This is a genomic window from Kocuria sp. LHG3120 (assembly GCF_049897445.1).
Classification (GTDB): domain Bacteria; phylum Actinomycetota; class Actinomycetes; order Actinomycetales; family Micrococcaceae; genus Kocuria; species Kocuria rosea.
The window spans coordinates 158,813-181,361 of the sequence record NZ_JAFCWG010000003.1 but is presented as its reverse complement, the minus strand read 5'-3'; the positions used below and the strand labels follow the sequence as shown (position 1 = coordinate 181,361).

Annotated in this window: 23 protein-coding genes; 12 read left to right on the top strand and 11 right to left on the bottom strand. The window is 74.1% G+C overall.

Annotation, left to right across the window (positions count from 1 at the left end; genetic code table 11):
• The first annotated feature begins 178 nt into the window (after positions 1-178).
• Together ACP7CD_RS07780 and ACP7CD_RS07775 are read left to right on the top strand one after the other, a co-directional pair.
• Positions 179-670, top strand: coding sequence for an RrF2 family transcriptional regulator (locus ACP7CD_RS07780; protein WP_017833927.1), 492 nt, complete (start codon positions 179-181; stop codon positions 668-670).
• 58 nt (positions 671-728) lie between these two features.
• Positions 729-1,916, top strand: a complete 1,188-nt coding sequence (locus ACP7CD_RS07775; protein ID WP_017833928.1) for a globin domain-containing protein — start codon at positions 729-731, stop codon at positions 1,914-1,916.
• Positions 1,917-1,982: 66 nt separating this feature from the next.
• On the opposite strand, the gene ACP7CD_RS07770 is transcribed toward ACP7CD_RS07775, so the two are convergent.
• Entirely contained in the window at positions 1,983-3,383 is a 1,401-nt protein-coding gene (locus tag ACP7CD_RS07770) for a phosphomannomutase/phosphoglucomutase (protein WP_035927725.1), read from the bottom strand.
• A gap of 73 nt (positions 3,384-3,456) precedes the next feature.
• Here ACP7CD_RS07770 and manA point away from each other — a divergent pair, with 73 nt between their 5' ends.
• Entirely contained in the window at positions 3,457-4,560 is a 1,104-nt protein-coding gene (manA, locus tag ACP7CD_RS07765; RefSeq protein WP_035927721.1) for a mannose-6-phosphate isomerase, class I, read from the top strand.
• A gap of 23 nt (positions 4,561-4,583) precedes the next feature.
• Here the strand turns inward: manA and mdlC are convergent, their stop codons facing one another.
• The gene (gene mdlC / locus ACP7CD_RS07760; protein WP_426119812.1) at positions 4,584-6,185 is read right to left on the bottom strand and encodes a benzoylformate decarboxylase; all 1,602 of its coding nucleotides are present in this window, start codon (positions 6,183-6,185) and stop codon (positions 4,584-4,586) included.
• Positions 6,186-6,279: 94 nt separating this feature from the next.
• A complete protein-coding gene (locus ACP7CD_RS07755) occupies positions 6,280-7,230 on the bottom strand; it encodes a LysR family transcriptional regulator (RefSeq protein ID WP_426119810.1) in 951 nt (316 codons plus the stop codon).
• A 132-nt stretch (positions 7,231-7,362) separates the two neighbouring features.
• Between ACP7CD_RS07755 and ACP7CD_RS07750 the strand changes: the two genes are divergently transcribed.
• The 5 genes from ACP7CD_RS07750 (at position 7,363) to ACP7CD_RS07730 (ending at position 11,133) form a co-directional block, all read left to right on the top strand.
• Positions 7,363-8,328, top strand: coding sequence for an ABC transporter substrate-binding protein (locus ACP7CD_RS07750; RefSeq protein WP_031283239.1), 966 nt, complete (start codon positions 7,363-7,365; stop codon positions 8,326-8,328).
• Positions 8,329-8,366: 38 nt separating this feature from the next.
• A complete protein-coding gene (locus tag ACP7CD_RS07745) occupies positions 8,367-9,161 on the top strand; it encodes an ABC transporter permease (RefSeq protein ID WP_051063790.1) in 795 nt (264 codons plus the stop codon).
• The gene (locus ACP7CD_RS07740; protein ID WP_017833935.1) at positions 9,158-9,931 is read left to right on the top strand and encodes an ABC transporter permease; all 774 of its coding nucleotides are present in this window, start codon (positions 9,158-9,160) and stop codon (positions 9,929-9,931) included. The genes ACP7CD_RS07745 and ACP7CD_RS07740 overlap by 4 nt, the downstream gene beginning before the upstream one ends.
• Entirely contained in the window at positions 9,921-10,826 is a 906-nt protein-coding gene (locus ACP7CD_RS07735) for an ABC transporter ATP-binding protein (RefSeq protein ID WP_244296652.1), read from the top strand. Before ACP7CD_RS07740 ends, ACP7CD_RS07735 begins: the two co-directional genes overlap by 11 nt.
• Positions 10,827-10,920: 94 nt before the next feature.
• Positions 10,921-11,133, top strand: coding sequence for a hypothetical protein (locus ACP7CD_RS07730; protein WP_017833937.1), 213 nt, complete (start codon positions 10,921-10,923; stop codon positions 11,131-11,133).
• A gap of 60 nt (positions 11,134-11,193) precedes the next feature.
• Here the strand turns inward: ACP7CD_RS07730 and ACP7CD_RS07725 are convergent, their stop codons facing one another.
• Entirely contained in the window at positions 11,194-12,408 is a 1,215-nt protein-coding gene (locus ACP7CD_RS07725) for a glycerophosphodiester phosphodiesterase family protein (protein WP_035927705.1), read from the bottom strand.
• 130 nt (positions 12,409-12,538) lie between these two features.
• On the opposite strand from ACP7CD_RS07725, the gene ACP7CD_RS07720 reads away from it, so the two are divergent.
• The gene (locus tag ACP7CD_RS07720; protein ID WP_031283023.1) at positions 12,539-13,879 is read left to right on the top strand and encodes a hemolysin family protein; all 1,341 of its coding nucleotides are present in this window, start codon (positions 12,539-12,541) and stop codon (positions 13,877-13,879) included.
• A gap of 55 nt (positions 13,880-13,934) precedes the next feature.
• Here ACP7CD_RS07720 and ACP7CD_RS07715 read toward each other — a convergent pair whose 3' ends face one another.
• Positions 13,935-15,653 (bottom strand): thiamine pyrophosphate-binding protein, encoded by a 1,719-nt coding sequence (locus ACP7CD_RS07715; RefSeq protein WP_426119804.1) that lies wholly within the window; start codon positions 15,651-15,653, stop codon positions 13,935-13,937.
• A complete protein-coding gene (locus ACP7CD_RS07710; protein ID WP_095651255.1) occupies positions 15,650-16,432 on the bottom strand; it encodes a cyclase family protein in 783 nt (260 codons plus the stop codon). The genes ACP7CD_RS07715 and ACP7CD_RS07710 overlap by 4 nt, the downstream gene beginning before the upstream one ends.
• 285 nt (positions 16,433-16,717) lie before the next feature.
• Between ACP7CD_RS07710 and ACP7CD_RS07705 the strand changes: the two genes are divergently transcribed.
• Entirely contained in the window at positions 16,718-17,593 is an 876-nt protein-coding gene (locus tag ACP7CD_RS07705; protein WP_017833453.1) for a shikimate dehydrogenase, read from the top strand.
• A 63-nt stretch (positions 17,594-17,656) separates the two neighbouring features.
• On the opposite strand, the gene ACP7CD_RS07700 is transcribed toward ACP7CD_RS07705, so the two are convergent.
• Genes ACP7CD_RS07700 through ACP7CD_RS07690 form a run of 3 tightly spaced genes read right to left on the bottom strand, consistent with a single transcriptional unit; the run spans position 17,657 to position 19,594 of the window.
• The gene (locus ACP7CD_RS07700; protein ID WP_095651254.1) at positions 17,657-18,004 is read right to left on the bottom strand and encodes a GNAT family N-acetyltransferase; all 348 of its coding nucleotides are present in this window, start codon (positions 18,002-18,004) and stop codon (positions 17,657-17,659) included.
• Positions 18,005-18,026: 22 nt separating this feature from the next.
• Positions 18,027-19,037 carry a pirin family protein gene (locus tag ACP7CD_RS07695; RefSeq protein WP_017833455.1) on the bottom strand — a complete coding sequence of 337 codons (1,011 nt, stop codon included), beginning with the start codon at positions 19,035-19,037 and terminating at the stop codon, positions 18,027-18,029.
• Positions 19,034-19,594, bottom strand: coding sequence for a carboxymuconolactone decarboxylase family protein (locus ACP7CD_RS07690; RefSeq protein ID WP_017833456.1), 561 nt, complete (start codon positions 19,592-19,594; stop codon positions 19,034-19,036). Before ACP7CD_RS07690 ends, ACP7CD_RS07695 begins: the two co-directional genes overlap by 4 nt.
• A gap of 234 nt (positions 19,595-19,828) precedes the next feature.
• On the opposite strand from ACP7CD_RS07690, the gene ACP7CD_RS07685 reads away from it, so the two are divergent.
• Both ACP7CD_RS07685 and ACP7CD_RS07680 read left to right on the top strand, forming a co-directional pair.
• Positions 19,829-20,125 (top strand): DUF1540 domain-containing protein, encoded by a 297-nt coding sequence (locus tag ACP7CD_RS07685; protein WP_017833457.1) that lies wholly within the window; start codon positions 19,829-19,831, stop codon positions 20,123-20,125.
• Positions 20,126-20,274: 149 nt separating this feature from the next.
• On the top strand, positions 20,275-20,844 hold the full coding sequence (locus ACP7CD_RS07680) for a hypothetical protein (protein WP_017833458.1): 570 nt from the start codon (positions 20,275-20,277) through the stop codon (positions 20,842-20,844).
• A 34-nt stretch (positions 20,845-20,878) separates the two neighbouring features.
• On the opposite strand, the gene ACP7CD_RS07675 is transcribed toward ACP7CD_RS07680, so the two are convergent.
• Both ACP7CD_RS07675 and ACP7CD_RS07670 read right to left on the bottom strand, forming a co-directional pair.
• Positions 20,879-21,382, bottom strand: coding sequence for a metallophosphoesterase family protein (locus ACP7CD_RS07675; protein ID WP_426119800.1), 504 nt, complete (start codon positions 21,380-21,382; stop codon positions 20,879-20,881).
• A 5-nt stretch (positions 21,383-21,387) separates the two neighbouring features.
• The gene (locus ACP7CD_RS07670) at positions 21,388-22,458 is read right to left on the bottom strand and encodes a HoxN/HupN/NixA family nickel/cobalt transporter (protein WP_426119798.1); all 1,071 of its coding nucleotides are present in this window, start codon (positions 22,456-22,458) and stop codon (positions 21,388-21,390) included.
• Between the last annotated feature and the right edge of the window lie 91 nt (positions 22,459-22,549).

Genomic DNA, 22,549 nt, shown 5'->3' with positions numbered 1-22,549 from the left:
TCCCCGTCCCGGGGCGCTGCGGCGCCCCGGGGCCGGCGGTCGGACGAGGGGTCTCCCGTGCCGGGAGGCCCCTCGTCCGCGTCCGCCGCCCGCGTGGGACAATGGGGGCGCTCCCGCGGCCGGCCGGGACGCGCGAGGTCTCGGAAGGAGCCGCCATGAGCGACCGGAGGACCCCGCCGTGCGGCTGACCGCGTTCTCGGACATCGCCCTGCGCGTCCTGCTGCTGACAGGAGCCGTCCCCGAGGGGGAGAAGCTCACCACGCGCGCCATCGCCGAGGGCGTGGGCGCCCCCTACCACCACGTGACCAAGACCGTGGGCCGGCTGAGCGGGCTCGGGCTGCTGGCCTCGAGCCGCGGCCGCACCGGCGGGGTGTCGATCACCCCCGCCGGCCTGGACGCCACCGTTGGCTCGCTCCTGCGCGAGCTGGAGGCGGGCTCCGCGATGGTCGAGTGCGAGTCGGCCGGCGGCGACTGCCCGCTGGACCGCGGGTGCCGGCTGCGCCGCGCCCTCGCGGACGCGCGGGAGGCCTTCTACGGCGCGCTCGACGACGTGCGGGTGCGGGACCTCGTGAGCGAGCGGCAGGTGGGCCCGGTGCTGGTGTCCATCGGGCTGCGCCCGCCCGAGCCGCCGGCGGCCACCGCGGGGGGCGCGCCGCCGCCGATGACGTAATCAAGCATTTGAGATGCTACTTTTGAGGAGTCATCCACCGGCTCCCCAGGAGGCAACCGTGCTGTCCGACCAGTCCCGTCCCGTCATCGAGCAGACCATCGGCGTCGTCGCCGAGCGCATCCCGTTCATCACCCCCGAGTTCTACCGGTCCATGTTCGAGGCGCGCCCCGATCTGCTGGACGGCATGTTCAGCCGCTCCAACCAGAAGAACGGGACCCAGGCGCAGGCCCTCGCCGGCTCCATCGCGATGTTCGCCTCCTGGCTGCTGACCCACCCCGAGGGCTACCCGGACGAGCTGCTCTCCCGCGTGGCGCACAAGCACGCGTCCCTGGGCGTGCTGCCCCAGCACTACCCGATCGTCCACGAGCACCTCTTCGGCGCGATCGCCCGGGACCTCGGCGACGCCGCGACGCCCGAGGTCGTGGCCGCCTGGGACGAGGTGTATTGGCTGATGGCCGACGCCCTGATCAAGATCGAGGAGGGCCTCTACGCGGGCCAGGCGAACAGCGTGGTCTTCGCCCCGTTCCGGGTCGCGGCCAAGGAGCAGACCGGGACCACCACCACGGCGATCACCCTCGAGCCCGCCGACGGCACCCCGATGACCCCCGCGGTGGCCGGCCAGTACGTGACCGTCGAGGTGCGGATGCCCGACGGCGTGGACCAGCCGCGGCAGTTCACGCTGGTGCCCGGGCCCGAGGGGACCCGCCGGATCGCCGTGCGACTCGACGAGCGCGGCGAGGTCACCCCGGTGCTCTGCCACGACGTGCAGGTGGGCGACGTCCTGCGGGTCTCCAACCCCTACGGGGACGTGGTGCTCCCGGAGGGGGAGGGGCCGCTCGTGCTGGCCTCCGCCGGCATCGGCGTGACCCCCATGCTGGCGTTCCTGGACCGGCTCGTCCGCCAGGAGTCGCAGCGGCAGGTCCTCGTCCTGCACGCCGACCGCTCGGCGGAGGACTGGGCGCTGCGGGAGCTGCACGAGATGCTGGTCGCCGAGCTGCCCCACGCCCGCCTGGAGACCTGGATGGAGACCCCGGGGGACGGCGACCACGACGGGTTCATGGACCTCGGCGCCGTGCGGATCCCGGCCGACGCCCAGGTGGTGCTGTGCGGCCCGCTGCCCTTCATGCAGGCCGTCCGCTCCGCCGTGATCGCCCAGGGCGTCCCGGGGCGCAGCGTGGCCTACGAGATCCTGGGCCCGGACCAGTGGATGCTCCACGACGAGGCGCGCGAGACCGCCGCGGTCTGAGCGCCCGCAGCGCACGGGGCCCCGCCGGACGGCTCGTCCGGCGGGGCCCCGTTGCGTGCCGGGGTCTCAGACGCGCACGATGTCCAGCACCCGGTCCCGGACCCGCTCCATCGTCGCCGGGTCCTTCGCCTCGACGTTGAGGCGCAGGAACGGCTCGGTGTTGGAGGGGCGCAGGTTGAACCACCAGCCCTCGTCCGGGCAGCTGAGCGTGGTGCCGTCCAGCTCCTCCACGCTCACGTCCCGGCCGGCCAGGGCGTCGACGACCCGCCGGACGGCACCGGCCTTGTCCTCCACCGTGGAGTTGATCTCACCGGAGGCCGCGTACGGGTCGTACTGGTGCATCAGCTCGCTCAGCGGCCCGTCCTGCTCGCCCAGCGCGGCCAGGAGGTGCATCGCGGCGAGCATCCCGGTGTCCGCGTTGAAGAAGTCCTTGAAGTAGTAGTGCGCGGAGTGCTCGCCCCCGAACACGGCGCCCTCCTCGGCCATGACGGCCTTGATGAACGAGTGGCCCACCCGGGTCCGCACGGGGCGGCCGCCGCGGGCGGTGACCAGCTCGGGCACGGCGCGGGACGTGATGAGGTTGTGGATGATCACCGGGTTCTCCACGCCCTCCGCCCGGGCGCGCTCGATCTCCCGCTCGGCCACGAGCGCGGTGACGGCCGAGGGCGAGACGGCCCCGCCCTGCTCGTCGACCACGAAGCAGCGGTCGGCGTCGCCGTCGAACGCGATGCCCAGGTCCGCGCCGTGCTCGCGCACGGCCCGCTGGAGGTCCACGAGGTTCTCCGGCTCGAGCGGGTTGGCGGGGTGGTTGGGGAACGTGCCGTCCAGCTCGAAGTACAGGGGCACGACCTCCAGCGGCAGCGGCTCCAGCACGGCGTCGCCCAGCACCGCGGGAGTGGTCAGCCCCGCCATCCCGTTGCCGGCGTCGACCACCACCTTGAGCGGGCGGGTCCCGGACAGGTCCACCAGGGAGCGCAGGTACTCCGCGTAGCCGGTCAGCACGTCCCGCTCGGTGACCGTGCCGGGGACGGGGGCCTCCGGGACCGCTCCGTCGTCGAGGTAGCGCTGGGCGAGGTCGCGGATGTCGTAGAGGCCCGTCTCGGAGGAGACCGGGACGGCCCCGGCCTTCGACATCTTCATGCCGTTGTACTCGGCGGGGTTGTGGCTCGCCGTGAAGGTCACCCCGGCGGCGCCGAACGTCCCGGACGCGTAGTACAGCTCGTCGGTGGAGATCAGCCCGATCTTCACGACGTCCGCGCCGCGGCGGACCGCGCCCTCGGCGAAGGCGTCCACGAACTCCGGCGAGGAGGGGCGCATGTCGCCGCCCACCAGGACCGTCAGGCCGGCGAGGCCCAGGACGTCCACGAACGCGGCGCCGGTGGCCCGGACCGTCTCCGCGGTGATGGACTCGCCCACGATGCCGCGCACGTCGTAGGCCTTGAACGAAGCTGAGAGATCGATAGTCACAAGGGGTGATCTTAGGCCACGGGCGCTCCCGGGTGCCGCGGGGCGCGGGCGGTCCTGTGATTGGATGACGAGCATGGTCGAGATCCTCCGCATGCGCAATCCCGTCCAGCACTATGCGTGGGGCTCCCGCGAGGTGCTGGCCCGCCTCCAGGGCAGACCCGTGCCGAGCCCCGAGCCCGAGGCCGAGCTGTGGGTCGGCGCGCACCCCTCCGCGCCCTCCGTCGTCGTCCGGGACGGCCGGGACGAGCCGCTGGAGGGCCTGCCGTTCCTGCTCAAGATCCTGGCCATCGACGCTCCCCTGTCCATCCAGGTCCACCCCTCGCCGGAGCAGGCCGAGGCGGGCTTCGAGCGCGAGCAGCGGGCGGGGATCCCGCTCGACGACCCGCGGCGCAACTACAAGGACCGCTCCGCCAAGCCCGAGACCGTCGTGGCCCTCACCGACGTGGAGCTGCTCACGGGGGTGCAGCCGGCGGACCGGCTGCGCGCCACCGCCGCGCGCCTGGGGCTGGACTGGCTGCGCGACGCCGCCGCCGGCGGGCGCCCCGTGCTGCCGGCCGTGCTGACGCTCGACGACGACGCCGCCGCGGCCGCCGTGGCGGCGACCGTCGACGCGGCCCGCGCCGCGGGCCCGCAGGACCCGGTGGCCTCGCTGGTCCGCTACGTGCACGACCGGCACCCGGGCGACCGCGGGCTGCTGGTCGCGGTGTGCATGCACCACGTCCGCCTCGCCCCGGGGCAGTCCCTGCACACCCCGGCCGGGCAGCTCCACGCGTACCTGTCCGGGACGGCGATCGAGGTGATGAGCTCCTCGGACAACGTCCTGCGCGCCGGGCTGACGGGCAAGCACGTGGACGTGGCCGAGCTGCTCGCCGTGCTGGCCGACGAGCAGGCGGCCCCGGAGGTCGTCGAGCCCGCCGCCGACGAGCACGGCCGCCGCGTCTACCCCCTGTGGGACGAGCGGCTGTCGCTGACCGCCCACGAGCTCGTGCCGGGACGGGCCGTGCCCGTCGGGCTGCGGGGCACCACGGTCCTGCTGAGCACCGGGGACCGGGCGCTGGTGCGGGCCGCCGGCCGGGAGTGGGAGCTGGCCGGCGGGGAGTCGCTGCTGCACCGGGGCGGCCCCGGCACCGTCGAGCTGTCCGGCGACGCCAGGGTGTTCACGGTCTCCTGCCGCTGAGCCGCCCCGGCGCGCGGTGCCGCTCAGGGGGTGGTCAGCTCCGTGCGGACCTCGATGAGCGTGGGACCCTCGGCCGCGAGACCCTGCCGCACCAGGTCGGCGAGCTCCGCGGCCGTGCCCGCGGCCTGCGCGGGCACCCCGTAGCCCCGCGCGAGGCTCAGGAAGTCGATGCCCGGCACGTCCAGCCCCGGCACGTCCCCCGTGCCGAGCATGCCCGCGAACCAGCGCAGCGCGCCGTAGGTGCCGTTGTTGAGGATCACGAACACGACCGGGACCCGGTACTGCGCCGCGCTCCACAGGGCGGTGATCCCGTAGTTGGCCGACCCGTCGCCGACCACCCCGATGACGGGACGGTCCGGCCGGGCCAGCTTCACGCCGACCGCCGCGGGCAGCCCGAAGCCCAGGCCGCCGGAGGCCGGCCAGAAGTAGGAGCCGGGCTCCCGCAGGTCCATGTGCCTCCAGAAGTCCCCGTTGGTGGAGGTCGACTCCACCACGTAGGCGGTGTCCGCCGGCGCCGTCTCGCGCAGCACCTCGAACACGGCGCCCGGGTGGAAGACGCCGTCCACGGGCTCGCGGGCGGGCGGCGGCACCGTCCATCCGACCGGGGCGGCCGGGCGCGCCCCGCCGCGCCGCTCGTGCAGGGCGGCCACCAGGGCCGCGGCCGTCGCGGCGAGCCCGGCCACGAAGGAGGTCCCGAACGGCGCCCGGGCGGCCTCGCCCGGGTCCTCGGTGACGTGCAGCAGCTGCGTGCCCTCGGCCAGGTACCGGGCGGGTTCGTACTGGTGGTAGCGGAAGACGGGGGCGCCGAGCACCAGGACCACGTCGTTCTTCTCGAGGGCGGCGTGCACGCCCCGCTCCGAGGCGGGGAGGACGCCGCGGAACTGCGGGTGCCGGTTGGGGAAGGGCAGCCGGTAGGGGGAGGGTGCCACCCACACGTCGGCGCCGAGCAGCTCGGCGAGCTCGCGGCTGACCCCGTTCGCCGCCACGGCGTCCACCTCGGAGCCCAGCACCAGTGCGGGCCGGCGGGCTCCGGCCAGCAGACCCGCGATCTCCCGCACGTGCTCGGGGGCCGGGTGCAGGCCCTCGGCCACCCGCCGGGGCAGCAGGTAGTCGTCGTTGTCGGCGGACTCCCGGTCCCAGTCGTCGTAGGGGACCGAGACGTAGGTGGGGCCGCGGGACCCGGTGCACGCCTCCCACAGGGCCTGGTCCAGCATCCGGGGGACGTCCTGCGCGGACAGCGGCTCGCCCGCCCACTTCGTCAGCGGGGAGGTCAGGTCCGGGGCCGCCACGTTGGCGAGCATGGGCTCCGCGCCGATCGTGGCGCGCACCTGCTGGCCGGCCGTGACCACGAGCGGGGTGTGCGAGCTGGCGGCGTTGGTCAGCGCGCCCATGGCGTTGCCCGTGCCGGAGGCCGAGTGCAGGTTCACGAGCGCCGGCCGGCCCGTGGCCTGCGCGTAGCCGTCGGCCATGCCCACGACCACTCCCTCGTGCAGCCCCAGGACGTACCGGATGCCGGGGGGCAGGTCCCGCAGGAAGGGCAGCTCGTTGGAGCCCGGGTTGCCGAACACGGTGTCGAGGCCACGGGCCTGCATCCAGCGGTGGGTCCTGGCACGGATGGTGGTCACGCTGCGCTCCAATCAGAACGCGGCACCGGCGTGCCGCCTCACCGCGAGAGTAGAAGGGGGCCGGGGGCACGGCCAGTCGATGTTTTCTATCCCCTCATAGACGGCGACGATGCCAGTGCCCGGGCCGCAGCGGCGCCGACGGGTCCGGTGAGACGGACTCCCGCAGCGTGTCCACGACCAGCCGCGCGAACCACTGCTGCGCGGGGCGCTGGTGGGCGGTCTCGCGGGTGTAGGCGGCCAGCTGGAGGACCGGCATCTCGACCGGGTGCGGGAAGACCCGGATCCCGGCCGCCTCCTGGAGCGTCTCGGCGAGGAACCGCGGCAGCACCGCGAGGCAGTCGGTGCGCTCCACCACGGAGACCAGGCCCGTGAAGTGGGACAGCCGCAGGGCCGTGCTGCCCGGGGCGCCCGCCCGCTCCGCCGCGACCTCGGCGAGGTCGTGGCCCATCGACGGGGCGAGCCGGATCCGCGGCTCCTCCGCGAACTGCTCGAGCGTGAGCCGCTCCCGGACCCGCGGGTGGCCGCGGGCCGCGATCACCACGTACTCGTCGGTGCCGACGACGGTGCGGACGATGCCGGGCCCGCCGATGTACGGGGCGCAGATCGCGGCGTCCACCCGGTTGCGCAGCAGGTCCTCCGGGACGCGCTCCACGTCCAGGGGCAGCACGGTCAGCTCCACACCGGGCGCCTGCTCCCGCAGCGCCACCATGACGGACGGCAGGAACGCCAGCTCCCCGAGGTCGGTCAGCGCCAGGGTGAAGCGCTCGCGGGCGGTCTCCGGGTCGAACAGCCCGCCGGAGGAGACGGCCGCGGTCACCTGGGCGATCCCCGCCTTGACCTGCGGGAAGATGCTCCTCGCGAACGGCGTGGGGCTCAGGCCCCGGCCCTCCCGGACGAACAGCTGGTCGTTGCACTGCCGGCGCAGGTTCTTCAGGGCGTGGCTCACCGTGGGCTGGGTGAGGTGCAGCTCGGCGGCGGCCCCCGTGACGCTGCCCTGCTCGTAGACCGTGCAGAACACGCGCATCAGGTTCAGGTCCAGCTCCACGGCACCCCTCCTCGGTCAGCGACTCATAGATGTCATACATCGGTCCATCGACAACATGCACTGGTTTGTGAATGCTACGTCACTAGAGTGATCCCCATCACAACGGGCACCGGACGACACAGGGGAGGCACGATGCGGCGACCGCTCATCGGCTTGGGAGCAGCAGGATCCGTACTGGCGCTGGCCGCGTGCGGCGGCGGCGGCGACAGCGGAGGCGGCACGGAGGCCGAGGGGGAGATGCAGGCCGTCACCGTCGGCGTCATCCCCATCGTCGACACCGCCGCCATCTGGCTGGGCGAGGAGCAGGGCTTCTTCGAGGAGGAGGGGATCGACCTCGACATCCAGACCACCAGCGGCGGCGCCGCCGCCGTGCCGGGCGTGGTCAGCGGGGACTTCGACTTCGCCTTCGGCAACACCCTGTCCGTCATGGTCGCCCAGGGCGAGGGGCTGGACCTCGAGTACGTCGCCAACGGCACCACGACCTCGGGCGACACCGAGCGGGACTTCGGCGCCGTGGTGGTGCCCGCCGACTCGGACATCCAGGGCCCCGAGGACCTGGCCGGCAAGACGGTGTCGGTGAACAACCTCAACAACATCGGCGACACGACGATCCGCCACGTCGTCGAGCAGGCCGGCGGGGACCCGCAGAGCATCGACTTCGTGGAGGTCGGCTTCCCGGACGCCCCGGCCGCGCTCGACCGCGGCCAGGTGGACGCGGCCTGGATCCTCGACCCGTTCCTCACCCAGGTCCTCGACGAGGGCGCCCGCGCGGTGTCCTACAACTTCGTGGAGTTCGACCCGGAGCTCGACATCGCCGGCTACTTCACGACCGCCCAGAAGCTCGAGGAGGACCCCGAGCTGGTGGAGAAGTTCCAGAACGCCATGAACCGCTCGCTCGAGTACGCGAACGAGAACCCGGACGCGGTCCGGGAGATCGTCGGGACCTACACGGAGATCAGCGACGAGCTGCGCGCCGAGATGGCCCTGCCGCGCTTCCGCACCGAGTTCGACCGCGAGGCGCTGCAGAAGCTGGGCGACGCCGCCGTGGAGTACGGGACCCTCGAGCAGGCCCCCGACCTCGACGCGCTGCTGCCGTAGCCGTCCGCGGACCCGGCACCCGAGGGAGGGAGCACGACATGGCACGAAAGCGCACGGGACGGGCCTGGGGGCCCGGGGTTCTCGGGGTGCTGGGGATCCTCGGGTTCCTGCTCACCTGGGAGCTGCTGCCCCTGACGGGGATCGTCGACCCCCGGTACCTGCCCCCGGCCAGCGCGGTCCTGCTGGAGCTCGGGGAGCAGCTCGGCTCGGCGGGCTTCTGGCTGGCGGTCTGGCAGACCGTCCGGGCCTGGTTCCTCGGGCTGCTGATCGCCGCGGTCGCCGCGATCGTCCTGGGGCTGGTCATCGGCAGCAGCACGTTCCTGCGCCGGGCCACCCACAGCACGATCGAGTTCCTCCGGCCCATCCCGTCGGTCGCGCTCATCCCGCTGGCCGTCCTGCTGTTCGGCGTGCAGCTCGAGTCCACCCTGCTGCTGGTCGTGTACGCGTCCTTCTGGCAGATCCTCATCCAGGTCCTCTACGGGGTCGGGGACGTGGACACCGTGGCGCAGGACACGGCCAAGAGCTACGGGCTCGGGACGCTGGCCCGCGTCCGGTACGTCACGTGGCCCACGTCCCTGCCCTACGTGATCACCGGGCTGCGGCTCGGGGCGGCCGTGGCGCTGATCCTGGCGGTCACCGCCCAGCTCGTGATCGGCACGCCGGGGCTGGGCCGGGAGATCTCCCTGGCCCAGTCCGGCGGCGCCGTCACGGCCATGTACGCGTTCATCGTCACGGCCGGGCTGCTGGGCGTGCTCATCAACCTGGGGATGCGGGCGCTCGAGCGCCGGGCGCTGGCCTGGCACTCGTCCGTCCGCGGAGAGGTGGCGGTGTGAGACTCGTCAAGACCCTGGGCTACGCGCTCGCGCTGCCCGTCCTGCTGGTCCTGCTGTGGTGGGCCTACACCCTGACGACGACCAACTTCTACGTCCCGGAGCCGGGCGAGTTCGCCACGACGTTCGTGGACGTCTGGTTCGGCGACCGGTTCTTCGACGACGTGCTGCCGAGCATCGGCCGGCTCCTGGTGGGGCTGGCGCTGTCCATCCTGGTCGGCGTCGTCGCCGGTCTCGTGATCGGGTCGGTGCGCTGGCTGCGGAACCTGCTGGAGCCCGTGCTCGAGTTCTTCCGGGCGATCCCGCCGCCGGTGCTGGTGCCCGTGCTGATGCTGCTCATCGGCGTCAACGACCAGATGAAGGTGGTGGTGATCGTGCTCGGGTCCGTGTGGCCCGTCCTGCTGAACACCATCGAGGGCGTGCGCTCGGTCGACTCCGTCATGAACGAGACGGCGCGCTCGTACGGGATCCACGGGTGGTCGCGGATCGTCCACCTGGTGATCCCCGCCGCCAGCCCCCAGATGATGGCCGGCATCCGGCAGGCCCTGTCGATCGGGCTGATCCTGATGGTGATCTCGGAGATGTTCGCCTCGTCCTCGGGGCTCGGCTTCACCATCGTGCAGTTCCAGCGATCGTTCGCCATCCCCGAGATGTGGAGCGGCATCGCCGTCCTGGGTCTCATCGGGGTGGTGCTGGCGTTCGTCTTCCAACGTGTTGAACGCAAGGTCCTCGCCTGGTACCGGGGCCTGAAAGAGGTGGAGAATGCAGGCTGAATCAGGAAGCTCGGCAGTGGACGGCGGCGCGACCGCACCCCGGACCGGCACGGACGCGACCGCCACCGGGGTCTCGGACGCCGGCGCGGGACGCACCGGCGGGAAGGACGTGCTGCTGTCCGTGCGCGGGCTGCAGAAGATCTACCAGAGCGACCACGGCGACGTGGAGGCGGTCCGCAACCTCACGTTCGACCTCGGCCGCGGCGAGCTGGCGTGCCTCGTGGGGCCCTCCGGCTCCGGCAAGACCACGCTGCTCAAGTGCATCTCGGGGCTCATGGCGCCGACCTCCGGCGAGGTGCTGCTGGGCGGCGAGAAGGTGACCGGTCCGCCCAAGGACATGGCCGTGGTCTTCCAGGAGTACGGGCGCAGCCTGTTCCCCTGGATGACGGTCCGCGAGAACGTGGAGCTGCCGCTGAAGAACGCCAGGCTGGCCCGGGACGAGCGGAACCGGCTCGTGGAGGAGGCGATCGCCGCCGTGGACCTGCGCGGCGCGGACAAGAAGTACCCGTGGCAGCTCTCCGGCGGCATGCAGCAGCGCGTCGCCATCGCCCGGGCGGTCGCCTACCAGCCGAAGATCCTGCTGATGGACGAGCCCTTCGCCGCGGTGGACGCCCAGACCCGCGCCGACCTCGAGGACCTCATCCGGGACGTGTGGCACCGGATGGGCGTGACCGTGCTGTTCGTGACCCACGACATCGACGAGTCCGTCTACCTCGGCGAGCGCGTCATCATCCTCTCGAGCTCGCCCACCGTGGTCCAGGAGGACCTCCCGATCGACCTGCCCGACGACCGCGACCAGCTCACCACCCGCGGCCTGCCGCGGTTCACCGAGCTGCGCGGGCACGTCTACGAGGAGATCCAGCGCGCCAAGCGGGAGGCGGGCACGAGGGTCTGAGCCGGCCCGCGGCCGCGTCCGGAGCCGGTGCGCCCACTACACTGGGCCCACCGGCTCCGGAGCGCCCGGGGCCGTTCTCCCCGGGAGGCCCGCCATGAGCACCACCCCGTCCGACGGTCTGCGCGGCACCACCGCGCCGTGCCCGCGCTGCGGCGCCACCGGGTTCGAGCTGGTCTACGTGCAGATCATGCCCGACGACTGGGACCTGGCGCGCGACGTCGAGCTGGCGTCCCCGTCGATGATGCTGCCCGACGGGCGCGCCCCCGAGTTCTCCTGCCAGAACGGGCAGTGCCGCCACCTCTGGTGAGCCCGGGCGGGCCCGCCGGTGGTCGCCGGCGGGGCCCGCTCGGCGCGGGGGCGTCCCGGATCAGTTGGCGAAGACGTCCAGCAGCCGGCCGTTGTCCGTCCACAGGGCGACGGACTCGCCGCCGTTGTTGAGCACGGCGGAGGTGCCGCCGTTGTAGTGGGCGTCCTCCGTGCCGGTGCCCGGTCCGGTGTGCACGCGGAGCCGCTCGCCCGGGGCCAGCTCGTAGCCCTCGCCCACGGTGAGGACGTTGTTCGCGGCGTCGCGCAGCACGTACCCGCTGACGTCCACGGCGGTCCGGCCCGTGTTGGTGAGCACCACGTGCTCGCCGGTCCCGGGCTGGAGGTCGTCGCCGGGGACGTCGTTGACGGAGTCCTCGATCCGGATCCCGTTGTTCGCGGGGAAGGGGTCGCGCCCGTCCAGGTGGCGGGCCGTCTGGAGGGGGAAGTCGCCGGTGATCATGTCGACGCCGAGGTCCACCACGTGCTGGACCGCTTCCGGGGAGTTGACGGTGTAGACGCCCAGGGCCAGGCCGGCGGCGTCGACGCGCGCGACGTCGCCGGCGTCGAGGGTGCGGTAGTTCGTGCCCACGGAGTCCACGACACCGGCCCACCGCTCGATCGTGGCGGCGTCCGGGACGCTGCCGGTGAGCTGCTGCAGGGGCACGTCGGGGGCCAGCCCGGCGAAGGTCCGGTTGGACGCCTCGTCGAAGCCGATGACGGTGACCTTGTCCGCCGCGAGCAGCTTCGCCCAGTCCCGGTCCTCGGCCAGGGCGTCGGCCACGACCTGCTCGATGCCGGGGGAGTTCTGCGGGGACTTGATCTCGATGTAGACGCCGGTGTTGACGGTGGCGATCCGCGCGGCGTCGTCGAGGTGGGGGATCCGCTCCCCGGCGAACTGCGCGTCGAAGGAGGAGCCGGCGTCGAGCTGCTGCAGCTCGTCCCACGTGAAGGACGTGATCGGGTCGTCCTCGCGGCCGGGGAAGACCTCCTCGACGTCCGTGGTGCGCGCGGGGGTGCTGTCGTGGAACAGGAACGGCACGCCGTCGGCGCTGAGCTGGACGTCGATCTCCAGGTAGTCGACGCCGGCGGCGCGGGCGTCCTTGAACGCGGGGACCGTGTTCTCGGGGGCGGTGCCGGCGGCGCCGCGGTGCCCGACGACGATCGGGTCCTCGGTGCCGGAGGGGGCGGCGGCGGCCGGCAGCGCCGAGCCGAGCACGGCCACGGCGGACAGGGCCGCGGCGGCGCCGCGCAGGGTGCGGGGGGAACGGGTGGTCATGACGGTGCTCCTCGTGCCTGGGGGGACAGTGCCCCTCCACCGAAGCGGAGCGCGGAGACGAACCGGTCAACGCGACGTGACGAGCAGGTGATCTCCTGGCGTCCCGGAGGCGGCCGGTACTGTGGTCGCCATGGACAACAGCACGATCGTGAACATCCTCCTGGTCCTGCTGTTCGTGGCCGTCGGGGGCGTCTTCGCGGGCACCGAGATGGCGATCGTGAGCCTGCGGGAGAGCCAGGTCAAGCGGATCGAGCGCTCGGGCCGCAAGGGCGCCCGGACCGCCGCCCTCGTCCGGGACCCCAACCTCTTCCTCTCGGCGGTGCAGATCGGCGTGACGGTGGCGGGGTTCTTCTCCTCGGCCTACGGCGCCTCGACGCTCGCCCCGGACGTGGCCCCCGTCTTCGAGCGGGCCGGTCTGTCCACCGCGGCCGCGGAGACCTCCGCGCTGATCGGCATGACCCTGGTGATCGCGTACCTCTCCCTCGTCCTCGGGGAGCTCGTGCCCAAGCGCCTGGCCATGCAGCGCTCCGTGGGCTTCACGAAGATCCTGGCCCCTCCGCTGAGCGTCTTCGCCACGCTCATGCGCCCCGTCATCTGGCTGCTGTCCGTGTCCACGAACCTCGTGGTCCGGCTGGTGGGCGGGGACCCGCACGCCGTCACCGAGGAGGTCTCGGCGGAGGAGATCCGGGAGATGGTCGTGGACACCCGGGGCATCGGGGCCGTCTCGCGCTCGATCCTCACGGACGTCTTCGAGGCGGGCGAGCGCCGCCTCGCCGAGGTCATGCGCCCGCGCCCCGACGTCCACTTCCTGGACGGCACCCTGCCCGTCACGGAGGCCTACCGCACGGCCCTGGCCCTGCCGCACTCCCGCTACCCCGTGCTCGGCACGAGCGTGGACGACGTCCTGGGCTTCGTGCACATCCGCGACCTCGTGGTCGCGGACCAGGACGGCGACGGGGTCATCGAGGCCCCTCCGCGGACCCTGCGGGACGTGGTGCGGCCCATCCCCTTCCTGCCGGAGACCAACCACGTGCTGCGCACCCTGCAGGCCATGCGCAAGGACGGGCACCACATCGCGCTGGTGGTCGACGAGTACGGCGGGACGGCGGGCATCGTGACCCTGGAGGACCTCGTGGAGGAGCTCGTGGGCGAGATCTACGACGAGTTCGACGCCGGGGTCCGGGAGCACGAGGACACGGTGCTGCGCGAGGGCGGGGCCGTGCTCGTGGACGGCGGGCTGATCATCCAGGAGGTCCCGGTGGAGGCGGGGCTCGTCATCCCCGAGGGCCACTACGAGACGGTCGGCGGGTTCGTGATGGACCGGCTGGGGCGGGTGGCGCGCCCGGCGGACGTCGTCGACGTGGACGGCTACCGGCTCGAGGTCCTGGCCGTGGACCGCAGCCGGGTGGAGCGGGTGCGGATCACCCGGCTGCGGCGGGACGCGGCGGAGGACGGCCGGTCCGGGGCCTGATCCGTCCCGGCGGGGCCCGTCCCGCCGGCGGTGACCTCGTGGCGCGGGAGCCGGGTCAGTGGCCCCGGAAGGCCTCGGCCAGCCACCACGCCCCGCCGTCGGAGGCGATCTTGGCGTCGATCACCAAGGGCCGGTCCCGGGGCCCGTCGAGCCAGGTGCGCACGACGGCCAGGTCCTCGGCGGAGCGCACGACCACGCCGTCGGCGCCGAAGCCCCGGCCGATCGCGGCGATGTCGGCGTCCGGGAAGACCACCGTGTCCAGGGGCGCGTCCCCGTCACCGGCGAAGTGGTGCACCTCCGCGCCGTACGCGGCGTCGTCGTAGACCACGCACACCAGCGGCAGGCCCAGCCGGACGGCGGTCTCGAGCTCGGCGATCCCCATGAGGAAACCGCCGTCCCCCGTGCCGAGCACCGGCAGCCGGTGCGGCTGCGCCAGCGCGGCGCCGATGGCCGTGGCCAGGCCCAGGCCCACGGACTGGAAGGCCTGGGTGAAGCAGAACCCGCGCTCGTCCGGCACGGAGAGGTACTGGCTGGGGTAGCCCATGAAGTTGCCGCTGTCGACGGCCACGACCCGCTCGGCCGGCAGCATCGCGTCCAGCTCGCGGGACAGCACCCGCGGGTCGATCCGCTCCGCCGTGGAAAGGTCCTCGAACGCGACGTCCCGCCACCGGGCCTCCCGGGCGATCCGCGCGGCCAGCTCGGGCGTGCGCCAGGACGACGACGCCGGGGCGGCGGCTCCCGGCCCGGCGGCGCCCTCTCCTGCGGTGCCGCCCGTCCGCAGGACGTCGTGCTCCAGCGCGGCGAGGACGTCCCGGGCGGTGAGCGCGCAGTCGCCCACGACCCCGAGGTCCAGCGGCCGGTCCACCGGCCGGTGCGCGCCCAGGGCGGACTCCTCGAGGTCCACCTGCACCACCGCGGCCTCGGGGCCCAGGAGGCGCCCGTGCCGGGTGGTCCACATGGTCAGGGCGCAGCCCCACGCCACCACGAGGTCGGCCGCCCCGATCAGCTCCGCGGTCGCCGGCGAGGAGAAGCCCCCGGAGATGCCGAGGTCGAAGTCCTCGCCGGCGAACAGGCCCTTGGCCACCGCCGACGTCGCCAGCAGCGCCCCCGAGCGCTCGGCGAGGGCGGTCAGCTCGGCGCGGGCCCCCCGGGCGCCGCGTCCCGCCACGAACACCGGCCGGCGCGCGGCGGCCAGCATCCCCGCCAGGCGCTCGGCGGTGTCCTCGTCCGGGCGTACGCGCGGCGCGGGCGGGAGCGCGGGCACCACGGCGCCCTCGGGGGCGGGGGACGCCTGGACGTCGAGCGGGACGCTGAGCACCACGGTGCGGCGGTCGTTGCGGGCGCGCCGGACGGCCCGGGCGACGTCGGCCGCGGCGCTCGCGGGGGAGTGCACCCGCTCGGCCACCGCCCCCACCGCCCGGGCGAGGGCGTCCTGGTCGATCCGGAAGTTGGAGTGCACGGCCGCGGCCTGGGTGTCGGCGGTGAGCACGATCAGCGGGGTGCGGGACTTCGCGGCCTCGCCGATGCCGGTGGTCGCGTTGGTCAGCCCGCAGCCCTGGTGCGTGGTGACCACGGCGACGCGCCCGCTGGTGCGGGCCCAGGCGTCGGCCATGGTCGCGGCGCCGTTCTCGTGCCGGGCGGCCGTGAAGGGCACGCCCGCCGCGATGAGCGCGTTGGTGAGGTGGAAGTTCCCGCTGCCCACCACGCCGAACGCGTGCCCCACGCCCAGCTCCGCGAGCGCACGGCCCACGAGCTGGGCGACCGTGCCGGTCACGCCCCGGCCCGCTCGACGAGGGCGAGCACCCGGGCGGGGCTGCCCGTGCCGCCCACGACCGGCAGGGGCGCGACCACGAGCTGCGCCCCGAGGACCGGCAGCCGGTCGAGGCGGCGCAGGGAGGTCAGCCCGTACTTGTCGTGGCCCAGCAGGTGGTGGTGGGCGGGGAAGGGCGGGTCGAAGCCGCCGGCGATGCCCGCGTCGATGCCGACGGTCTCCACGCCGAAACCGCTCACGTGCGGGTGGGCGGCGAGCCACTCGGCGGCGGCCACCGACGGCCCCGGGGCGTGCAGGCCGTCCGCGTCGGCGTTGAGGAAGCGCTCGGGGTCGTCCGCGCGGGCGGACCAGCCGGTGCGCAGGAGCACCCAGCAGTTCTCGGGGAAGCGCCCGTGCTCGGCCTCCCACCGCTCGAGGTGCTCGGGCTCCAGCAGGGCGTCCGCGTCCGCCTCCGCCTCGGCGGTGAGGTCCAGGACGGCGGCCGGCCCGACGAGCCGCGCCGGTTCGATCCGGTCCACCGACCTCCCGTCCCGGCCGGTGATCCAGTGCACGGGCGCGTCCAGGTGCGTGCCGGCGTGCTCGCCCAGGGTCAGGTCGTTCCACGCCCAGCCGGGCCCGGCCTCGTCGTAGGCGCTCACCGGGGTCATGGACAGGCCCACCGTGTTGGCGAACGGTTCCGGCAGCCGCAGGATCGGGGTGTCCCGGTCCAGCGGGGTGGTCAGGTCCACGATCTCCACGGTCCCGGCGGCCAGCGCCGCCCCCAGTTCGCCCAGCACGCTCATGACGTCACCCTCCGCAGTTCGTGGGCCCCGTCGGCGGGGCCGTGGCACTTGCCTCGCCGCCCATTGTGCCCCGGCGCGGGCCCGGCGCCCCCGCGGTGGGAATCACTTCCACACTGTGGCATCCGTGTTCACACAGTGAGTGCAGAGCGGGTCCTGCGCGTCCTCCCGGTGTACTGTGATGGGCGTCCCAACGGCTCGCGATGCCCTCCGCGCCACCGGCACCGGTGCTGCGCCGAGAGCGGTCTGCGCGGCCGCGTCCTGACCGCACCCCGCAAGGAGCCCACCATGAGCACCACCTCCGAGTCCTACCTCGTGGGCCTGATCGGCGACGGGATCACCCGCAGCCTCACCCCGCCGATGCACGAGACCGAGGCGCGGAACCACGGGCTGCACTACCTGTACCGTCCGGTGGACCTCGAGGTGATCGGCCGCCCGGGCGAGGACGTGGGGGAGCTGCTGCGGGCCGGGCGGGACCTCGGGTTCAACGCCTTCAACATCACGCACCCGTGCAAGCAGCTGGTCCTGGACCACCTCGACGAGGTCGCCCCGGAGGCGGCCGCGCTGAGGGCCGTCAACACGGTGGTGATCCGCGACGGCCGGTTCGTCGGCCACAACACCGACGTGTCCGGCTTCGCCGCGGGGTTCCGGGCCGTGCTCCCCGGCGCGGCCAAGGACCGCGTGGTCCAGGTCGGCACCGGCGGCGCCGGCTCCGCCGTGGCCTCCGCGCTGCTGAGCGCCGGCGTGCAGACCCTGCACCTGTTCGACGTGGACCCCGCCCGGGCGGGCGAGCGGGCCGCCGCCATGGCCGAGCTCTTCCCCGGGCAGCAGGTCGCGGCCGCCACCGCCGAGACGCTGCCGGAGCTGGTGCGCGCGGCCGACGGGCTGGTCAACGCCACCCCGGTGGGCATGCACCACCACCCCGGCACCCCCGTGGACCCCGGCCTGCTGGAGGCCCGGCAGTGGGTGGCCGACGTGGTCTACCTGCCGGTGGAGACCGAGCTCGTCGCCGCGGCCCGGGCCCGGGGGTGCCAGGTGCTCGACGGCGGCCACATGGCGGTCGGCCAGGCGGTGGACGCGTTCCGGCTCATCACCGGCGTGGAGCCCGACCGGGCCCGGATGCGCGCCCACTTCCTCGATCTCATCGCGGCCCAGCGGGGCTGAGCCCGGGCTCCCGTCCCGGCCGCCGCGGGCCGGCGCCCCCGGGCTCCGGCCCGGGTGACGGGCTCACTGCTGCTCGTGCCGCGGGACGGCGGCGAGGTGCTCGGGCCGCACGGCCACGGCGTACTGCTGGTGGTCGGGGTGGCTGTGCAGCCACTTCTTGATGTAGGGGCACACCGGGACGACCGTCAGCCCGGCCCCGGCGGTGTCGTCCAGGGCTTCCCGGGCCAGTCTCGAGGCCAGGCCCTGCCCGCTGTAGGCGTCGTCCACGGTGGTGTGGTAGAAGATCCGCTGCGGCCCGCCGGGGCCCTCGAAGGGCACCCAGTGGGCCGAGCCGATGACGGTCTCCCCGTCGAGGAGCTCGTAGCGCTGCCGGCCGGGGTTGTTCCGCACCGTGACGGCGGAGGTGTCCATGGTGGTCTCCTGGGGGACGGGCTCAGCCGCGGGGCCGCAGCTGGACGGTGGGCAGCGGTGGGGCCGGCAGCGGGGCGGGCTGCTCCGCCGGGTAGGGGCCGAAGCGCGGGTACGGCGCCCCGTCCTCGTAGCTGCCGGAGGCCGGCGCGGGGGCCGGTTCGGCGTCGATCTCCGCCTGCCAGGCGGCGCGGTGGGCGACGACCTCCTCGTGGCTGCGGCCGACGAAGTTCCACCACATCACGATCTGCTCGCCCAGCGGCTCGCCGCCGATGAGCAGCAGCCGGACCGGGCTCAGGCCGGCCTCCAGCACCACGGGACCCTGCCCGACCGGGAGGCAGGCGAGGTGGTCCACCGGCACGGGGGCGCCGTTGAGCGCCAGGTCGCCGGTGTCGAGCAGCACGCCGTGCTCGAGGGCCGGGTCCAGCTCCAGCTCCAGCCGGGCGCCGGGCCGCAGGGTGGCCTCTGCGGCCAGCAGCGGCGGGGTGAAGGTGTCCACCGGGGAGGTGCTGCCGGCCAGGGAGCCGAGGAAGACGCGCAGCTCTGTGCCCTCCCCGACCACCGGCTCGGGGGCGTGGTGCTCGAAGGTGGGTGCCATGTGGCGGGTCGCCTCCGGCAGGGCGTACCAGAGCTGGACCCCGTGCAGCAGCGTGGTGCCGGGGGTGGAGAACTCCTGGTGGGAGATCCCCCGTCCGGCGACCATCAGGTTGACCTCGCCGGGCCGGACGATCGCGTCGTAGCCGGCCGAGTCCCGGTGGGCGATCCCGCCGGTGAACAGCAGGCTCACGGTGGCCAGGCCGGTGTGCGGGTGCCGTGCCACCCGCATGCCCCCGGACTCCGAGACCAGGTCGGGGCCGTAGTGGTCGACGAAGCACCACGCCCCGATGAGGCTGCGCTGCCGCTGGGGCAGGGTGCGGCGCACGGTCATCGCGCGGGGCCCGCCCAGGGGCACCTCGCGCGGGGCCAGCAGCTGCGCGCCGGCCCCGACGGCCTCGGAGCACAGCAGCTCCTGCGGGTCCACGTCCAGGTTGGTCACGCCGTGCCCCCCGCGACGGTCGACGGGGTGCGCGGGGCGTCCGGTGCCGGCTCGTCCGCGGCCCGTTCTCCCGGGGGATGTCCCTCCGGCGCGGCCGCACGGGGGCGGACCCGGTGGCGGGAGAGGACGGAGACCCGGTTGAAGGCGTTGATCGCCACCGCCGTCCACTGCAGGGCCGAGTACTGCTCGTCGGTCAGCTCCGCCCGGGCCACCGCCAGCTCCGCCAGCCGGGTCTCCTCGTCGGGCAGCAGGGCCACGGACTCCCCGATGGCCAGCGCGGCCCGCTCCAGGTCGTCGAAGAGCTCCGTCTCGCGCCAGGCGGGGAGCACCGCCAGCTTCTGCGCGCTCACCCCGGCCTCCACGGCGTAGCCGGTGTGCAGGTCGAGGCAGTAGGCGCACCCGTTGAGCTGGGAGACCCTGATGTTGAGCAGCTCCACGAGCGCCCGGGACAGCCCGGCGTCCTCGGCCGCGGCGGCGACCTTGCGCGCCAGGCCGTTGAGCGCCCGCCAGCTGCCGGGATCCGCCTTGTCGAGGTAGAAGTGGTCGCCGGCGCTCATGGGGTCTCCTCGGGATCGTCGCGGCGCCGCCGGGCGGCACCGCCGTGCGTCCAGCGAATACCCCGCGGCGGTGCCCCGTCAAGGGCGGCGCCGCGGGGCCCTGTCGGCCGCCCTGCGGACATTGGGGCACGAAAAAATGCGCTATCCATCGGACCTCGTGAGGCGCATCCTGGAAGAGCTTGTTCAGGCCGGGGCAGCAGGCTCCGGCCCGGAGATCCTCCCGGAGGAGAAGTCATGGCCACCACCGAGTTCGTTCCCGTCTCCGACTGCACCGTGGGGCAGTGCTCGTTCAACCACGACCACGAGTGCACGGCCCACGCGATCACCGTGACCGGGTCCTCCGGCCACGCGCACTGCGGCACGTTCATCTCGCTGGGCCCCGACGGCGGCCTGCCCACCGTCCACGCGGAGGTGGGCGCCTGCCAGCGCGGCGAGTGCGTGCACAACGAGCACCTCATGTGCACGGCCCACGACGTGAAGATCGGCGCCGGCGCCGACGAGGCCGACTGCCTGACCTACCAGGCCGCCTGAGGACCGTCGGCCGCCCCGTCCCCGGCCCCAGGCACCTGACCGGGGCCGGGGTATCCGACTGCCCGGGGGCGGACGTGCCACCGCGCCCGGGGCGCGGGACAATGGAGGGGCCCGCGCAGCAGCACGGGGCGACGAGAGGACGGTGCGCCATGGACGAGGAGATCCGGCTCAGCGGGGCCGACCACCCGCACGTGCAGATCCCCCGGCTCGGGGAGCTCGACGCGGTCTGGGCCCGGCGGATCGTGCTGGCCGTCGTGGCGAGCCTGGTGGTCGGGCTGCTGGGCGGCATCGCGGCCGCGCTCCTCCTGGGTGAGAGGGGGCTGCTCAGCCCGGTCCAGTGGGGACTCGTGGTGGGCGGGGCGGCCCTGCTGGTCAGCGGCATCATCCTCTCGCTCACCCGGGCGGACGACGCGCCCCGCAACGACCTCATGGACGCCCGCGCCCGGGCGAGCAAGGGGCTGCGGACCTCGGTGCGCCGCGGCGCCGTCCCGCGGGACCCGGTCCTGCGGGAGATGCAGGACTACATGGCGGTGGAGATGGTGCAGTACGCCTGGCCGATCCTGCTGACCGTGCCGGGCATGGCGCTGGTGGTGTGGGCGCTCTTCGTGCCCGTCCCAGCCGTGCTGGTGGCGCTGCTGCTCGTGCTGGTGTGGGCCGCCGTCCGGGTCAACGGGACCGTGGTGGGCCGGCGCTACTACCAGCTGCGGGGCCTGCTCTGAGCGCTCGGCCCGGCAGCGCCGGTGCCGCGGGGCGTCAGCGCGGCGGGAGGCGGACGAGCTCCACGTCGGTGAGCCGCCCGCCGTCGGCGACCGCCGTCAGATAGGTGCAGTGCGGCTGGCGCCGCCGGTCCGTGGGGGAGCCGGGATTGAGCAGCCGCAGGCCCGCCGGGGTGGCGCTGTCCCACGGGATGTGGCTGTGGCCGAAGACCAGGACGTCGAGGCCGGGGAACGCCCGGTCCATCCGGGCCTCCCGCCCGGCGGCGGCACCGGTCTCGTGGACCATCCCGAAGCGCACGCCCCCGAGCGTCTCGCGGGCCACCTCGGGCAGCCGTTCGCGCAGCTCCGGGCCGTCGTTGTTCCCCCAGACCCCCACGAGGCGCGCGGCCCGCTCCTCGAGCCGGTCGAGGGTCGCGAGGTCGATCCAGTCGCCCGCGTGGAGCACCACCTCGGCGTCGTCGACGGCCCGCCACACCGCGGCGGGCAGGTCGCGGGCGCGCTTGGGGACGTGCGTGTCGGCGAGCAGGAGGAGTCGGACCATGACGATCAGCCTCGCACAGGGACCGGACGTCCGTCGCGGCGGATCCGGTCCAGGCCCTTCGAGCCCAGCCAGACGACGCCGAAGAACACGATCACGGCCATGCCGAGGAAGTTGAGGTCGGCCGCCGCCACGAGGGCGAGCGCGCCGCCGGTCGGCTGCAGGAGCTCGGCGAGCACGGACAGCAGGCTCGTCCCGCCGATCACGAAGGCGATGACGACCGAGACGGTGGTCACCGTGACGTTGTAGTTCAGCCGGCGGCGGGCGTCCACCGAGGCCCAGCCGTAGACCCGGTTCATCAGGATGCCGTCGGCGCTGTCGAACATCGTCATGCCCGCGGTGAAGAGCACGGGCAGCACGAGCACCGCGTACCAGGGCAGCTCGGGGGTGAGCCCGCCGGCCATGACGAACAGCCCGATGGAGGCCGCCGTGTCGAGGCCGAGGCCGAAGAGGAAGCCGACGGGGTACATCCTGGCCGGGCGGTCCACCATGCGGGTCACGGGGTGCAGCACGCGGTGCAGCACGCCCCGGTCGGCGAGGTGGGCGTCCAGCTCGGCGGCGTCGAGGGCGCCGGTGCGCGCCGCGCGGCGGGCCCGGCGCAGCCGGAGCAGCACGGCGAGGTTGAGCACCCCGGCGGTGACGAGGAACAGCCCGGAGACGGTGCCGCCCCAGATCCCCGCGGCCTGCCGCAGCCCGGAGCCCTCGTCCGCGAGGCCGCCGGCGAAGGCCTCCAGGCCGAGGGCCAGCAGCAGCACGGAGACGAGGACCACCGAGGAGTGGCCCAGGGCGAACCAGAAGCCGGTGGCCGCGGACGCCCGGCCCCGCGCCATCAGCGAGCGCGTCGCGTTGTCGATCGCGGCGATGTGGTCGGCGTCGAAGGCGTGCCGGACGCCCAGGGCGTAGGCGCTGAGGGCGAGTCCCACGAACAGTCCCGTTCCCCCCTGGGGGGTGTCGGTGCCCAGGACGAGGGCGAGCAGCGCGCCCCAGCCCGCGACGTGCAGGAGGACGACCGCGGCGCCGATGACGGTGACGCTGCGCCGTCCGGCGGCGGACGGGGCGACGGTGCGGGAGGTGCTCACGGCGGGCCTTTCGCTGGGCTGGGGCGGGCTTCGGGGAGGGGCTGGGGGAGGGGCCGCGGGGGCCGGGGCGCGCACCGGCCCCCGCGGCGGC

What these genes read in the sequence shown, in the direction of transcription:
- manA (WP_035927721.1), top strand. Translation starts at nt 3,457, where the DNA reads ATGGTCGAGATCCTCCGCATGCGCAATCCCGTCCAGCACTATGCGTGG.
- ACP7CD_RS07750 (WP_031283239.1), top strand. Translation starts at nt 7,363, where the DNA reads ATGCGGCGACCGCTCATCGGCTTGGGAGCAGCAGGATCCGTACTGGCG.
- ACP7CD_RS07745 (WP_051063790.1), top strand. Translation starts at nt 8,367, where the DNA reads ATGGCACGAAAGCGCACGGGACGGGCCTGGGGGCCCGGGGTTCTCGGG.
- ACP7CD_RS07735 (WP_244296652.1), top strand. Translation starts at nt 9,921, where the DNA reads ATGCAGGCTGAATCAGGAAGCTCGGCAGTGGACGGCGGCGCGACCGCA.
- ACP7CD_RS07730 (WP_017833937.1), top strand. Translation starts at nt 10,921, where the DNA reads ATGAGCACCACCCCGTCCGACGGTCTGCGCGGCACCACCGCGCCGTGC.
- ACP7CD_RS07725 (WP_035927705.1), bottom strand. Translation starts at nt 12,408, where the DNA reads ATGACCACCCGTTCCCCCCGCACCCTGCGCGGCGCCGCCGCGGCCCTG.
- ACP7CD_RS07720 (WP_031283023.1), top strand. Translation starts at nt 12,539, where the DNA reads ATGGACAACAGCACGATCGTGAACATCCTCCTGGTCCTGCTGTTCGTG.
- ACP7CD_RS07710 (WP_095651255.1), bottom strand. Translation starts at nt 16,432, where the DNA reads ATGAGCGTGCTGGGCGAACTGGGGGCGGCGCTGGCCGCCGGGACCGTG.
- ACP7CD_RS07705 (WP_017833453.1), top strand. Translation starts at nt 16,718, where the DNA reads ATGAGCACCACCTCCGAGTCCTACCTCGTGGGCCTGATCGGCGACGGG.
- ACP7CD_RS07700 (WP_095651254.1), bottom strand. Translation starts at nt 18,004, where the DNA reads ATGGACACCTCCGCCGTCACGGTGCGGAACAACCCCGGCCGGCAGCGC.
- ACP7CD_RS07690 (WP_017833456.1), bottom strand. Translation starts at nt 19,594, where the DNA reads ATGAGCGCCGGCGACCACTTCTACCTCGACAAGGCGGATCCCGGCAGC.
- ACP7CD_RS07685 (WP_017833457.1), top strand. Translation starts at nt 19,829, where the DNA reads ATGGCCACCACCGAGTTCGTTCCCGTCTCCGACTGCACCGTGGGGCAG.
- ACP7CD_RS07680 (WP_017833458.1), top strand. Translation starts at nt 20,275, where the DNA reads ATGGACGAGGAGATCCGGCTCAGCGGGGCCGACCACCCGCACGTGCAG.
- ACP7CD_RS07675 (WP_426119800.1), bottom strand. Translation starts at nt 21,382, where the DNA reads ATGGTCCGACTCCTCCTGCTCGCCGACACGCACGTCCCCAAGCGCGCC.